Below are 13,559 nucleotides of genomic sequence, written 5' to 3'. Positions count from 1 at the left end.
ACCCAAGCCCGCCGTTCCCACTCCCCGGGACGCTGGTCTCCCAACCCCGAGGCGGTACTTGCCGAGCCGCACGAGCGGCCTGGTGAGTAGCCAGTGCTCCACATCTATGAGCAGCCGCCTGACAGACATCCGCTGTCAACAGCAGCCACCGACCACCGCACCCCGGCCCGAAGGCAGGGTCCACGACGGCCAGCTCATGCTCCTTAGAAAGGAGGTGATCCAGCCGCACCTTCCGGTACGGCTACCTTGTTACGACTTCGTCCCAATCGCCGGCCCCACCTTCGACCGCTCCCCCCACACAAGGTGGTTGGGCCACGGGCTTCGGGTGTTGCCGACTTTCGTGACGTGACGGGCGGTGTGTACAAGGCCCGGGAACGTATTCACCGCAGCGTTGCTGATCTGCGATTACTAGCGACTCCGACTTCACGAAGTCGAGTTGCAGACTTCGATCCGAACTGAGACCGGCTTTAAGGGATTCGCTCCACCTCACGGTATCGCAGCCCACTGTACCGGCCATTGTAGCATGTTTGCAGCCCAAGACATAAGGGGCATGATGACTTGACGTCATCCCCACCTTCCTCCGAGTTGACCCCGGCGGTCTCCCATGAGTCCCCAACCACCCGAAGGCGTTGCTGGCAACATGGAACGAGGGTTGCGCTCGTTGCGGGACTTAACCCAACATCTCACGACACGAGCTGACGACAGCCATGCACCACCTGTCACCGGCCCAAAAAGGACCCCGCATCTCTGCGGGATTTCCGGCAATGTCAAGCCTTGGTAAGGTTCTTCGCGTTGCGTCGAATTAAGCAACATGCTCCGCCGCTTGTGCGGGCCCCCGTCAATTCCTTTGAGTTTTAGCCTTGCGGCCGTACTCCCCAGGCGGGGCGCTTAATGCGTTAGCTACGGCGCGGAATCCGTGGAAGAACCCCACACCTAGCGCCCAACGTTTACGGCGTGGACTACCAGGGTATCTAATCCTGTTCGCTCCCCACGCTTTCGCTCCTCAGCGTCAGTACAGGCCCAGAGAACCGCCTTCGCCACCGGTGTTCCTCCCGATATCTGCGCATTTCACCGCTACACCGGGAATTCCGTTCTCCCCTACCTGCCTCTAGCCTGCCCGTATCCACCGCAGACCCACAGTTAAGCCGTGGGCTTTCACGACAGACGCGACAAACCGCCTACGAGCTCTTTACGCCCAATAATTCCGGACAACGCTTGCGCCCTACGTATTACCGCGGCTGCTGGCACGTAGTTAGCCGGCGCTTCTTCTGCACCTACCGTCACCCGAAGGCTTCGTCGATGCTGAAAGAGGTTTACAACCCGAAGGCCGTCATCCCCCACGCGGCGTCGCTGCGTCAGGCTTCCGCCCATTGCGCAATATTCCCCACTGCTGCCTCCCGTAGGAGTCTGGGCCGTGTCTCAGTCCCAGTGTGACCGGTCGCCCTCTCAGGCCGGTTACCCGTCGTCGCCTTGGTAGGCCATCACCCCACCAACAAGCTGATAGGCCGCGAGCCCATCCCCAACCGAAAAACTTTCCACACGCACACCATGCGATGACGCGTCATATCCGGTATTAGACCCGGTTTCCCAGGCTTATCCCGAAGTCAGGGGCAGGTTGCTCACGTGTTACTCACCCGTTCGCCGCTCGAGTACCCCCGAAGGGGCCTTTCCGCTCGACTTGCATGTGTTAAGCACGCCGCCAGCGTTCGTCCTGAGCCAGGATCAAACTCTCCATTAAGGCCCAACGACCAACCAGGAAACAAACCCCGGCCGGCCAAACCTTGAAGAAAATCCCAGCAATGAACCCCAAAGGGCTCCTGCCTCAAAGAAATCCCCACCACCCCCAAACGAGGGCGGCACGGGACGACCCGACCGAACAAACATCCGGCCGAGCCGAAAAAGGCACTGGCTTTTAACACGCTGTTGAGTTCTCAAGAAACGGACACCCACCGCGCCGAACCCCGCTCCCGCAGGCCCCGGCTCCGGGGCAACCACTCCATCCTAGCCGATCCGCCTCCTTTGTCCAACTTGGAGGCAGTTCGTCCCTTACGTCCCTTTGAGTGGAGACAGGTCTCCACCCAGTGGGTTCGTAGCGGATTCCCCTCCGGACCGGCCGCCTCTCGGCGTCCCGCTCCCCGGTGGGGCGTGTAGAACACTAGATCCGGCCCCCAGGGGCGTCAAATCGACCCCGCCAGGGACGAAAACCCAGGTCAGCCGGCGTTTTCCAGGCGTAAATGCTGCCCTGGAACGCGTCCCCGTAACCGCACTGTGACGTGTATTTGCCGAAGTTTGCCTCCGACATGGCGACCGTTCGCCCGGAACGCTCCGGACGGACGGTCACCTGGCGGCTCAGGACGCGGTCACCTCGACGCCGCCCACGTTGCGCTTGCCACGTCGCAGGACGAGGAAGCGGCCGTGGAGGAGGTCGGTGGCGGCCGGCGTCGCGTCTTCTGACTCGACCTTGGCGTTGTTGAGATAGGCGCCGCCCTGGGCGATCGCCCGGCGTGCCTCGGACTTGCTCTTGCACAGGCCGGACGCTGCGAGAAGGTCCACCACGGCGGGCAGTTCTCCCGGGGGAAGCTCGGTTCGAGGCACCTCGGCGAGCGCGGCCTGCAGCGTCCGTTCGTCCAGTTCCTCCAGCGCACCCTGCCCGAACAGGGCACGGGAGGCGGCCACGACCCGCTCGGTCTCGTCCGCGCCGTGCACGAGCGTGGTCAGCTCCTCGGCGAGCGCCCGCTGGGGGGCTCGCGCGGCGGGCCGGTCGGTGCCCTCCTTGACCAGGTCCTCGATCTCCTCACGGGGACGGAAGCTGAAGACCTTGAGGAAGTTCTCCACGTCCCGGTCGTCGGCGTTGATCCAGAACTGGTAGAACGCGTACGGCGAGGTCAGCTCGGCGTCGAGCCAGTAGGTCTCGCCGCCCGCGGTCTTGCCGAACTTGGACCCGTCCGCCTTGGTGAGCAGCGGCGTGGTCAGCGCGTGCGCGCTGCCGCCCTCGACGCGGCGGATCAGGTCGACCCCCGCCGTAAGGTTGCCCCACTGGTCGCTGCCGCCCGTCTGCAGCCGGCACCCGTACCGCCGGTACAGCTCCAGGAAGTCCATCGACTGGAGCAGGACGTAGCTGAACTCGGTGTAGCTCATGCCGGTGGTGTCGAGACGGGCCTTGACGGTCTCGCGGGCGAGCATCCGGTTGACCGGGAAGTGCTTGCCGATGTCGCGCAGGAACTCGATGGCCGTCATGGGGCCGGTCCAGTCGAGGTTGCTGACCATCGTCGCGCCCGACGGCCCCTCGTCGAAGTCGAGGAACCTCGACACCTGGCCGCGGATCCGGTCGACCCAGCCGGCCACGGTCTCCTCGGAGTTCAGGACGCGTTCGGCGCTCTTGCCGCTCGGGTCGCCGATCAGGCCGGTGGCGCCGCCGACGAGGCCGAGGGGCCGGTGGCCGGCCTTCTGGAAGCGCCGCAGCATGAGGATCTGGATCAGGTTCCCGAGGTGCAGCGAGGGCGCCGTCGGGTCGAACCCGCAATAGAGCGTGACCGGCCCCGCGGCGAGCAGCGCCCGCAGTTCGTCCAGGTCGGTGGACTGCGCGATCAGGCCGCGCCACGCGAGATCGTCCAGGATGTCGGCCACGTTCTCCCTCGTCTCCGCCTTGCTTTCCGTTCGCCCACCAGCCTGCCCGGCGGGCGGGCATTACGCCAACGATGTTCAACGCCCGCCCACGAAGTAGCGGGCTGGAACGAACACCTCGTGTCCCGAGGTGAACCTCACACGGACGCCTTCCTTGGTCCAGCTCACGAATTTGATGGCCACTGCTCCAACGAAGTCCAGGTGGACGAAGTGGCCGTAGAAGAGGTCTTTCGACACACCGGCGTACAGCTCATAGCCCTGGTGTCTCCCGAAGATCCGGCTGCGGTCGTGGGTCAGGGCGACGTAGTGGGTGGGGTGGAGCCCGTAGTCGTCCGTGTATCGCACCGAGGCCGGTTGCTGATGCACGTTGCCGACCCTTTCAGACTGGAGTAGCGAGGCGTCGATTACCACGACCGCCAAGAGGATCAGGACGGCGAAGTAACCCGTCGTGCAGAGCACGGCCTTCCGCCACCGTCTCCGCGGCCGTGGCGGGGCCGGGACGGGCGGCCCGCTCTGGCGGGGTGACTCCGGCGTGGCGGTCTCAGTCATCGGCGGTGGCCTTCTTTCGCGGCCTCGGGACGTGCGGCCGGTACGGGGAGACGGTGGGGTCGCCGTCGATCCAGAAGCGCCACGGCACCTCCTTGGCCCCGTTCACGCCGGTGCGCGGCCCCGTCCTGATCCGGCCGGGATCGGCGGGCTCACCGGCGTGGACGGTCAGGGGGCCGCCCGGCGAGCAGACGTCCAGGCCGTTGTGCTCGCGCGCGACGGCGAGCGCCCGGCAGAGCCGGGCGGGGCCCCGGGCCAGGTCGCGGACGGCGGAACGCGGGCGCCGCGCCCGTGCCGTCTCCTCCCCCTCGATGATCTCGCCCCCGCGGAGCAGCACCGCCATGGACGTCCCGTCCGGCCCGCACACGAGGTTCATGCAGAAGTGCATGCCGTACGTGAAGTAGACGTAGACGTGGCCGGGCGGCCCGAACATGACGGCGTTGCGCGCCGTCCGGCCCCGGAAGGCGTGGGAGGCGGGGTCGTGAGGCCCCGCATACGCCTCGACCTCGGTAAGCCTGACCGCGACCTCGCCCTCGGGCGTGCCGTGCCTGAGCACCTGCCCCAGCAGTGCGGGGGCCACCTCGTCGACCGGACGGTCGAAGAAGTCCCGTGACAGCAATGCTCCGCTCATCGCCTCACCCTATGGCGGCACCATGGCCGTTCTGATCGCAGGCGTGGACCACTCGGCGCGGGAAGGCTCAGGCGTCGGAGCCGGCGGCCCAGGCGGCGTGCTCGTTGACCAGGGTGCGCAGCGCGCCGATCTGCTCGCGGACGCGCTCGGGCGCCGTGCCCCCGTACGCCTTCCGTGACGCCAGGGCGCCCTGCACGTTGAGGACCTCGCGCACGTCCGGGGTCAGGTGCGGGGACACCTTGCCGAGTTCCTCGTCGGTCAGGTCGTCGAAGTCCTTGTCGTGGACCTGGCACCAGACGACGAGGTGGCCGACGACCTCGTGGGCGTCGCGGAACGCCACGCCGCGGCGGACGAGCAGTTCGGCGAGGTCGGTGGCGAGGGCGAAGCCGTCGGGGGCGAGGGCCTCAAGGCGCTCGGTGTTGACGCGCATGGTCGCGATCAGGCCGGACATGGCGGGCAGGACGAGCAGCAGCGTCTCGACGGCGTCGAACGCGCCCTCCTTGTCCTCCTGCAGGTCGCGGTTGTAGGTGAGCGGCAGGCCCTTGAGGGTGGTGAGGAGGCCGACGAGGTGGCCGATGAGGCGGCCCGCCTTGCCGCGCGCCAGTTCGGCGACGTCGGGGTTCTTCTTCTGCGGCATGATCGACGACCCGGTGGCGTAGGTGTCGTCCATCTCGATCCACCGGAACTCCTGCGACGCCCAGAGGCAGATCTCCTCGCCGAGGCGCGACAGGTGGACGCCGATCATCGCGGCGGCGAAGAGGAACTCGGCGACGAAGTCGCGGTCGGAGACGGCGTCCATGGAGTTGGCGGCGGCGGCGTCGAAGCCGAGTTCGGCGGCGGTGGCCTGCGGGTCCAGGGGCAGCGACGAGCCGGCGAGGGCGCCGGAGCCGAGCGGTGAGACGGCGGTGCGCCTGTCCCCGTCGCGCAGCCGCTCGATGTCGCGGGTGAGCGGCTGGACGTGCGCGAGGAGCTGGTGGGAGAACAGCACGGGCTGGGCGTGCTGGAGGTGGGTCATGCCGGGCGCGGCGACCCCGAGGTTGTGCTCGGCCTGCGCGATCAACGCGGTCTCCAGCTCGACCAGCCGGGAGACGATCTGGCGGGCGTGGTCGCGCAGGTAGAGGCGCAGATCGGTGGCGACCTGGTCGTTGCGGCTGCGGCCGGCGCGCAGCTTGCCGCCGAGGGCGCCGAGCCGCTCCAGCAGGCCGCGTTCCAGGGCGGTGTGGACGTCCTCGTCGGCGACGGCGGGCCGGAAGTCCCCGGACTTGCAGGCCTCCTCGAGGTCGTCCAGGGCACCGAGCATGCGGTCCAGCTCGTCGTCGGTGAGCAGCCCCGCCCGGTTGAGGACGCGGGCGTGCGCCCGCGAGCCCATCAGGTCGTAGGGGGCGAGCCGCCAGTCGAACTGGACGCTCACCGAGAGCCGCGCGAGCGCGTCCGACGGGCCGCCTTCGAACCGGCCGCCCCACAGCCGCGTCGGTGCCTTCGTCACGAAAATCCTCTTCCCACCGTTGATCGTTGTTCCGTCCCGCCACGCCGGGGCGCGCACGTACGGCGCGGGGACGCCGGGTGCACGGCGTCCCCGCGGAATGGCGCGGCGCCCCGGCCACAGGGTACGGCGAAACCGCTCGCGGAACCGCCGTTCCCTGTGGCCGGGGCGGCGTGTCAGGCGCCGCGGTCCCGCTCGGCGGCGATCTTGCTGGGCAGGCTCCACAGCTCGACGAAGCCCTTGGCGAGGCTCTGGTCGAACGTGTCGCCGGTGTCGTAGGTGGCCAGGTCGTAGCTGTACAGGGACGCGTCGCTGCGCCGGCCGGTGACGACTGCGCGGCCGCCGTGCAGCGTCAGCCGGACGTCGCCGGACACGTGCTTCTGCACGTCGGCGATGAACGCGTCCAGGGAGTCCTTCAGCGGCGAGAACCACAGGCCGTCGTAGGCGAGCTCCCCCCACCGCTGGTCGACCGACCGCTTGAAGCGGGCGAGGTCGCGTTCGACGGTGACGCTCTCCAGCTCCATGTGCGCGGTGATGAGCGCGATCGCGGCGGGGGCCTCGTAGACCTCCCGGCTCTTGATGCCGACGAGCCGGTCCTCGACCATGTCGATGCGCCCGACGCCCTGGGCGCCGGCGCGCCGGTTCAGCTCGGCGATGACCTGGTACGGGGTGAGCGGGCGGCCGTCGAGCGCGACGGGCACGCCGGCGGCGAAGGTGATCACGACCTCGTCGGCCTCGCGCGGCCCGGCGGGGTCGTCGGTGTAGTCGTAGACGTCCTCGGTGGGGCCGTTCCAGATGTCCTCCAGGAACCCGGTCTCGACGGCCCGGCCCCACAGGTTCTGGTCGATCGAGTACGGGGACTTGGCGGACACGTCGATCGGCAGGCCCTTGTCCTCGGCGAACGCGATCGCCTTGTCCCGCGTCCAGGCGAAGTCCCGGGCGGGCGCGATGACCTTCAGGGCGGGATTGAGGGCCGACAGCCCGGCCTCGAAGCGGACCTGGTCGTTGCCCTTGCCGGTGCAGCCGTGCGAGACGGTGGTCCCGCCGAACTCCCGGGCGGCCGACACCAGGTGCTTGACGATCAGCGGCCGGGACAGCGCCGACAGCAGCGGGTAGCGGTCCATGTAGAGGGCGTTGGCCTGCATGGCGGGGACGCAGAAGTCCGCGGCGAACTCCTCCTTGGCGTCCACGACGACGGCCTCGGCCGCGCCGCAGGCGATGGCCCGCTTGCGGATGGTGTCGAGGTCCTCGCCGCCCTGGCCGACGTCGACGGCCACGGCGATGACCTCCCCGCCGGTCTGCTCGGCGAGGTACGGGATGGCGACGGAGGTGTCCAGCCCTCCGGAGTATGCGAGTACGACGCGCTCGCTCATGTCGTTGTCTCCTGTGCGAAGTGTGTGCGTGAAGTTTCGGTGTGTGCTGGCTGGGACCGGGCCGGACGGCCCTAGCTTCGTCGTTCGCGTCCGTTGGTCAGCCGCAGGAGCGCCTGCGCGACGTCGTCCCCGCCGTGCGGGTCGCGGGCGATGACGAGGATGGAGTCGTCGCCCGCGACGGTGCCGAGGATGGTCGGCCACTCGGCGTGGTCGATCGCCGAGGCCAGGTACTGCGCGGCCCCGGGCGGGGTCCGCACCATGACGAGGTTGGCCGACGCCTCGGCCGAGACGAGCAGCTCCGCGGCGAGCCGGGAGAGCCGTCCGGTGAAGGTCTCGGCGGAGCCGGTGCGGGCCCGCCGGATGCGCTCGCCGCCCTCTCCGGGGACGGCGTAGATCAGGCTGCCGTCCTCGGAGCGCAGCCGTACCGCGCCGATCTCGACCAGGTCGCGCGACAGCGTGGCCTGGGTGACGTCGACGCCTTCGTCCGCGAGCAGCTTGGCCAGCTCCCCCTGCGAGTGGACGGGGTGCCGGGTCAGCAGCTCGATCACCCGGGCGTGCCGGGCGGCCTTGGTCATGGGGGTCGTCACCGGGAGCGCTCCAGAAGCCAGACGAGCAGCGCCTTCTGGGCGTGCAGCCGGTTCTCCGCCTCGTCCCACACGCGGCTCCGCGGCCCGTCGAGGACGGACGCGGCGATCTCCTTGCCGCGGTAGGCGGGCAGGCAGTGCAGGACGATCGCGTCCGGGCCGGCGGCGCCGAGCAGGTCCTCGGTGACGGCGTACGGCTCGTACAGCGAGGTGTCCTTGCCGTCCTGGCCCATCGAGACCCACGTGTCGGTCGCGAGGACGTCGGCGCCGGCCGCGGCCTTGCCCGGGTCGTCGGTGACGGTCACGGATCCGCCGGTCGCCGCGGCGATCTCGGCGGCGCGGCCGGCGATGTCCGGGTCCGGGGGCAGGGACGCCGGGGCGCCGATCCGGACGTGCATCCCGGCGGTGGCCCCGCCGAGCAGGTAGGAGTGGGCCATGTTGTTGGCGCCGTCGCCGAAGTAGGCGAGGGTGGCGCCCGCGAGGCCGCCCTTCGCCTCCCGGACGGTCTGCAGGTCGGCGAGGACCTGGCAGGGGTGGAACTCGTCGGTGAGGGCGTTGACGACGGGCACGGTGGTCCCGGCGGCCATCTCCTCGATGCGCTCCTGCCCCGCCGTCCGCCAGACGATGGCGGCGACCTGGCGCTCCAGGACGCGCGCGGTGTCGGATATGGGCTCGCCGCGGCCGAGCTGGCTGGTGCCGGCGTCCATCACGAGGGGATTGCCGCCCAGCTCAGCGATGCCGACGGTGAACGAGATCCGGGTCCGGGTGGACGGCTTGTCGAACAGGACCGCGACGGAGCGCGGGCCCTCCAGCGGCCGGAACCCGAACCGGTCCCGCTTCACCCGGGCCGCCAGGTCGAGGACCTCGGCCTGCTCGGCGGGCGTGAGGTCGTCGTCGCGGAGGAAGTGCCTGGCCATGGTCAGCTCTCCTTCCCGGGGGCGGCGGCGTCGAGGATCGAGGGGAACGCGGCGGTGAACGAGCGCGCCTGCCCGGCGGTGAGCGTGAGCGGCGGGGCGATCCGCAGCGCGTCCGGCTGGAGCGCGTTGATCAGGAAGCCGGCGTCGCGGGCGGCGGCCTCCACGGCGGGCGCGTGCGGCCCGGTGAGGACGGCGGCGCGCCAGAGCCCGCGGCCCCGCACGCCCGCGAGCAGCGGGTGGTCGACGGCGTCGAGCCCGGCGGCCAGGACCTCCCCCACCGAGCCGGCGTTGCCGAGCAGGCCGTCCCTCTCGATCGCGGTGAGGACGGCGAGGGCGGCGGCGGTGGCGACCGGGTTCCCGCCGAACGTGCTGCCGTGGTCGCCCTTCGCGAACAGTCCGCCGTGCGGGCCGAACGCGATGCACGCCCCGATCGGCAGGCCCCCGCCCAGGCCCTTGGCGAGCGTGAGCACGTCCGGCTTCGCGTTCTCGTGCTCGAAGGCGAACCAGGTGCCGGTCCGGCCGATCGCGGACTGGATCTCGTCGGCGACGAACAGGGCGCCGGTGGCGTCGCAGATGTCGCGGACCGTGGCGAAGTACCCCTCCGGCGGCGGGACGACCCCGGCCTCGCCCTGCGCGGGCTCCAGGAAGACCGCCGCGCAGTCCTCGTCCACCGCGGCCTTCAGCGCGCCGGCGTCGCCGTAGGGGACGAACCGCACGTCGATTCCGAACGGGCCGAACGGCTCCCGGATCGACGCCTTGCCGGTCAGGGACAGCGCCCCCATGGTCCGGCCGTGGAACCCGTTCTCCGCCGCGACGATGTACGACCGGCCGTTCGTCCTGCCGTACTTGAGGGCGAGCTTCAGCGCGCACTCGTTGGCCTCGGTGCCGCTGTTGGCCAGGAACACCCTGCCGTCGCCGCCCAGCAACTCCAGCAGCCGCTCGGCGAGCAGCACCTCCGGCTCGTGCAGGAACAGGTTGGATGAATGCGCCAGCGTCGCGACCTGCGACGACACCGCCTCGACCAGGGCCGGGTGGCCGTGCCCGAGCGAGCTGACCGCGATCCCGGCGATCAGGTCGAGGTACTCGCGGCCGTCGGCGTCCCACACGCGGCAGCCCTCGCCGCGCGCCAGCGCGAGCGGCGGGACGCCGTAGTTCGGCATGAACGCGGCCTCGAACCGCTCCCTGAGGTCGCTCATGCCCGTCCCCTGTGGGGGGACGACCCCCCACGCCCCCCGGTTCGCTCCGCTCATGCCCGCTCCGCCCCGGGAACGCCGGGAAGCACCATCGTTCCGATCCCTTCGTCGGTGAAGATCTCCAGCAGCAGCGCGTGCGGGACGCGCCCGTCCAGCACGTGGGCCCGCGGGACGCCGCCGCGCACCGCGGTCAGGCACGCCTCCATCTTGGGGACCATGCCCGCCGACAGGTCCGGCAAAAGGACGGCCAGCTCATCGGTGGTGAGGCTGTCGATCACGTCGTCGCCTGTTTCGCCCCCATGGCTACGCCCCGCCGCCCCCCGAGGGGGCCAGTCGGCGTAGAGCCCCTCGACGTCGGTCAGCACGACCAGCTTGGCCGCGTCCAGCGTGACGGCCAGCGCCGCCGCGGCCGTGTCGGCGTTGACGTTGTAGACCTCGCCGTCGTCGCCGCGCGCGATGCTGGAGACCACCGGGATCCGGCCGTCGTCCAGCAGCGCCCGGACGGCCCCGGCCTGCACCTCGACGATCTCGCCGACCTGGCCGATGTCGACGGCCTCGCCGTCCACCATCGCCCGCTTGCGCTCGGCGGTGAGCAGGTTCGCGTCCTCGCCGGACATGCCGAGCGCGAACGGCCCGTGCCGGTTGATCAGCCCGACGACGTCGCGCTGCACCTGGCCGGTCAGCACCATCCGGACGACCTCCATGGCCTCCGGCGTGGTCACCCGCAGCCCGGCGGTGAACTCCGAGTCGATGCCGTTGCGGGCGAGCGCCGCGTTGATCTGCGGGCCGCCGCCGTGCACGATCACCGGCTTCAGCCCCGCGTAGCGCAGGAACACGATGTCCTCGGCGAACGAGTGGCGCAGTGCTTCGTCCGTCATCGCGTGCCCGCCGTACTTGATCACGACGGTCTTGCCGTGGAACCGCTCCAGCCACGGCAGGGCCTTGATCAGCGTCTCGGCCTTGGCCAGGACACCGGCCCTGCTCTTGCGCATGTCCGCGCCCGGCGTGATCGCGCTCATGTCGAATACGCCGAGTTCTCGTGGACGTAGTCGGCCGTGAGGTCGGTCGTCCAGACGGTCGCGCTGTGCGGGCCGGCCGACAGGTCGACGGTGATCGTCACGTCGCGGGGGCGCAGGTCGACCTTGTCGCGGTCGTCGCCGGGCGCGCCGTTCCGGCACACCCACACACCGTTGATCGCGACGTTGAGGTCGCCGGGCTCGAACACCGCGTCGGTGGTGCCGACCGCCGAGAGAACCCGGCCCCAGTTGGGGTCCTCTCCGTGGATGGCGCACTTGAGGAGGTTGTTGCGGGCGATGGAGCGTCCGACGGTCACCGCGTCGTCGTCGCTCGCGGCGCCGACGACCTCGATCGCGATGGCCTTGGACGCGCCCTCGGCGTCCACGAGGAGCTGCCGGGTGAGGTCGGCGCACACGTCGGTGAGCAGCGCCGTGAACTCCTCCTCGTCCGGGGTGGTCGCGGCGGCGCCGGAGGCCAGCAGGAGGACGGTGTCGTTGGTGGACAGGCACCCGTCGGAGTCGAGCCGGTCGAGGGTGACGCCGGTGGCCGCGCGCAGCGCCCGGTCGAGCGTCTCCGCGGGCAGGTCGGCGTCGGTGGTGATGACGCAGAGCATGGTGGCCAGGGACGGCGCGAGCATGCCCGCGCCCTTGGCCATCGCGCCGATCATGTAGCCGCCCGCGCCCTGCCGGAAGGAGATCTTGGCGACGGTGTCGGTGGTGCGGATCGCGTCGGCGGCGGCGAGGCCGCCGTCCCCGCGCGACAGCTCGGCGGCGGCCTTGCCGACGCCGGGCAGCAGCAGGTCCATCGGGAGCCGCTCGCCGATCAGGCCGGTGGAGCAGACCGCGACCTCGCCGGCCGAGTCCTCCAGCAGTTCGGCGGCCTTCTCGGCGGTGGCGTGGGCGTCCTGGAAGCCGGGCGCGCCGGTGCAGGCGTTGGCGCCGCCCGCGTTCAGCACGACGGCGTGGACGCGGCCGCCCTTGAGGACCTGCTCCGACCACAGCACCGGCGCGGCCTTCACGCGGTTGCGGGTGAAGACGCCGGCCGCGGCGCGGGACGGCCCGTCGTTGACGACGAGGGCCAGGTCGCGGTTCCCGCTGTCCTTGAGCCCGGCGACGACGCCGGCGGCGCGGAAGCCCCGGGGGGCGGTGACGCTCAAGGGGACACTCCGATCGTGGTGAGCCCGAGGTCCTCGGGGAGGCCGAGGGCGATGTTGGCGCTCTGCACCGCGCCGCCGGCGGTGCCCTTGGTGAGGTTGTCGACGGCGGCGACCGCGACGAGCCGTCCGGCGGCCTCGTCCAGGGCGACCTGGACGAGGACGGTGTTCGCGCCGAGCGTCATGGACGTGGCGGGCCAGCGCCCCTCGGGCAGCAGCCCGGCGAACGGCTCGCCCTCGTACGCCGTGCCGTAGGCGGCGCGCAGCGCCGCGGCGGTCACGCCGGGGCGGGCCTTGGCCGTGCAGGTGGCGAGGATGCCCCGGCTCATCGGCGCGAGCGTCGGGGTGAACGACACCGTGACGGGCTCCCCCGCGACCGCGCTCAGGTTCTGGATCATCTCGGGTGTATGCCTATGCGTTCCGGCGGGCGAGTACGCGGAGACCGAGCCCATGACCTCGCTGCCCAGCAGGTGCGGCTTGAGGGCCTTTCCGGCGCCCGAGGTGCCGGACGCGGCGACCACGACGACGTCGGGTTCGGCGAGCCCGGCGGCGAACGCCGGGAACAGCGCGACGGAGACCGCCGTCGGGTAGCAGCCGGGGACGGCGATGCGCCTGGCGGACCGCAGCGCGTCCCGCCGCCCGGGAAGTTCGGGGAGGCCGTAGGGCCAGGTGCCCGCGTGGGACGTCCCGTAGAAGCTCTCCCACTGGCCCGGGTCGCTGAGCCGGTGGTCGGCGCCGCAGTCGATGACCAGCACGTCCTCGCCGAGTCGCCCGGCGATCTCTGCGGACCGGCCGTGCGGCAGCGCCAGGAAGACGACATCGTGGCCCGCGAGGTCGCCGGGGGTGGTCTCGGCCAGGACGCGCCCGGCCAGGGATCGCAGGTGGGGCTGGTGCGCGCCCAGCTCGGTGCCCGCGTTGGAGCCCGCCGTCAGCGCGCCGATCTCGAACTCTGGATGTCCCGCGAGGATGCGCAGCAGCTCGCCGCCCGCGTAACCGCTGGCGCCGGCGACCGCCGTCCGGATTCCCATGTCCCACTCT

At 70.7% G+C, this 13,559-nt stretch carries 11 protein-coding genes and 1 rRNA gene; all 12 read right to left on the bottom strand.

Annotated elements, in window-relative coordinates; translation table 11 throughout:
- Nucleotides 1–207: 207 nt before the first annotated feature.
- Nucleotides 208–1,738: ribosomal RNA gene (locus E1281_RS04315) — 16S ribosomal RNA — on the bottom strand.
- Nucleotides 1,739–2,349: 611 nt separating this feature from the next.
- Complete coding sequence (gene tyrS, locus E1281_RS04310; protein WP_131875805.1) at nucleotides 2,350–3,627, bottom strand: tyrosine--tRNA ligase; 1,278 nt, start codon at nucleotides 3,625–3,627, stop codon at nucleotides 2,350–2,352.
- A 75-nt stretch (nucleotides 3,628–3,702) separates the two neighbouring features.
- Nucleotides 3,703–4,083 (bottom strand): hypothetical protein, encoded by a 381-nt coding sequence (locus E1281_RS04305; RefSeq protein WP_131875804.1) that lies wholly within the window; start codon nucleotides 4,081–4,083, stop codon nucleotides 3,703–3,705.
- An 82-nt stretch (nucleotides 4,084–4,165) separates the two neighbouring features.
- A complete protein-coding gene (locus E1281_RS04300; RefSeq protein ID WP_131875803.1) occupies nucleotides 4,166–4,801 on the bottom strand; it encodes a DNA-3-methyladenine glycosylase in 636 nt (211 codons plus the stop codon).
- 67 nt (nucleotides 4,802–4,868) lie between these two features.
- Entirely contained in the window at nucleotides 4,869–6,287 is a 1,419-nt protein-coding gene (argH, locus tag E1281_RS04295) for an argininosuccinate lyase (RefSeq protein WP_131875802.1), read from the bottom strand.
- A gap of 173 nt (nucleotides 6,288–6,460) precedes the next feature.
- On the bottom strand, nucleotides 6,461–7,657 hold the full coding sequence (locus E1281_RS04290; protein WP_131875801.1) for an argininosuccinate synthase: 1,197 nt from the start codon (nucleotides 7,655–7,657) through the stop codon (nucleotides 6,461–6,463).
- A gap of 71 nt (nucleotides 7,658–7,728) precedes the next feature.
- A complete protein-coding gene (locus E1281_RS04285; RefSeq protein WP_131875813.1) occupies nucleotides 7,729–8,232 on the bottom strand; it encodes an arginine repressor in 504 nt (167 codons plus the stop codon).
- 8 nt (nucleotides 8,233–8,240) lie between these two features.
- Nucleotides 8,241–9,158 (bottom strand): ornithine carbamoyltransferase, encoded by a 918-nt coding sequence (gene argF, locus E1281_RS04280; RefSeq protein ID WP_131875800.1) that lies wholly within the window; start codon nucleotides 9,156–9,158, stop codon nucleotides 8,241–8,243.
- Between the two features lie 2 nt (nucleotides 9,159–9,160).
- A complete protein-coding gene (locus E1281_RS04275; RefSeq protein WP_131875799.1) occupies nucleotides 9,161–10,354 on the bottom strand; it encodes an acetylornithine transaminase in 1,194 nt (397 codons plus the stop codon).
- 50 nt (nucleotides 10,355–10,404) lie between these two features.
- Complete coding sequence (gene argB / locus E1281_RS04270) at nucleotides 10,405–11,343, bottom strand: acetylglutamate kinase (protein WP_131875812.1); 939 nt, start codon at nucleotides 11,341–11,343, stop codon at nucleotides 10,405–10,407.
- A 23-nt stretch (nucleotides 11,344–11,366) separates the two neighbouring features.
- Nucleotides 11,367–12,524, bottom strand: a complete 1,158-nt coding sequence (gene argJ, locus E1281_RS04265; RefSeq protein WP_131875798.1) for a bifunctional glutamate N-acetyltransferase/amino-acid acetyltransferase ArgJ — start codon at nucleotides 12,522–12,524, stop codon at nucleotides 11,367–11,369.
- Nucleotides 12,521–13,549 (bottom strand): N-acetyl-gamma-glutamyl-phosphate reductase, encoded by a 1,029-nt coding sequence (gene argC / locus E1281_RS04260; protein ID WP_131875797.1) that lies wholly within the window; start codon nucleotides 13,547–13,549, stop codon nucleotides 12,521–12,523. The genes argJ and argC overlap by 4 nt, the downstream gene beginning before the upstream one ends.
- Nucleotides 13,550–13,559: the final 10 nt, after the last annotated feature.

Source organism: Actinomadura sp. KC345, assembly GCF_004348515.1.
Lineage (GTDB): Bacteria > Actinomycetota > Actinomycetes > Streptosporangiales > Streptosporangiaceae > Spirillospora.
The sequence above is the reverse complement of the archived record's forward strand: the minus strand, read 5'-3'. Positions and strand labels throughout refer to the sequence as shown.

What these genes read in the sequence shown, in the direction of transcription:
- E1281_RS04300 (WP_131875803.1), bottom strand. Translation starts at nt 4,801, where the DNA reads ATGAGCGGAGCATTGCTGTCACGGGACTTCTTCGACCGTCCGGTCGAC.
- E1281_RS04290 (WP_131875801.1), bottom strand. Translation starts at nt 7,657, where the DNA reads ATGAGCGAGCGCGTCGTACTCGCATACTCCGGAGGGCTGGACACCTCC.
- E1281_RS04285 (WP_131875813.1), bottom strand. Translation starts at nt 8,232, where the DNA reads ATGACCAAGGCCGCCCGGCACGCCCGGGTGATCGAGCTGCTGACCCGG.
- argF (WP_131875800.1), bottom strand. Translation starts at nt 9,158, where the DNA reads ATGGCCAGGCACTTCCTCCGCGACGACGACCTCACGCCCGCCGAGCAG.
- E1281_RS04275 (WP_131875799.1), bottom strand. Translation starts at nt 10,354, where the DNA reads ATGAGCGACCTCAGGGAGCGGTTCGAGGCCGCGTTCATGCCGAACTAC.
- argB (WP_131875812.1), bottom strand. Translation starts at nt 11,343, where the DNA reads ATGCGCAAGAGCAGGGCCGGTGTCCTGGCCAAGGCCGAGACGCTGATC.
- argC (WP_131875797.1), bottom strand. Translation starts at nt 13,549, where the DNA reads ATGGGAATCCGGACGGCGGTCGCCGGCGCCAGCGGTTACGCGGGCGGC.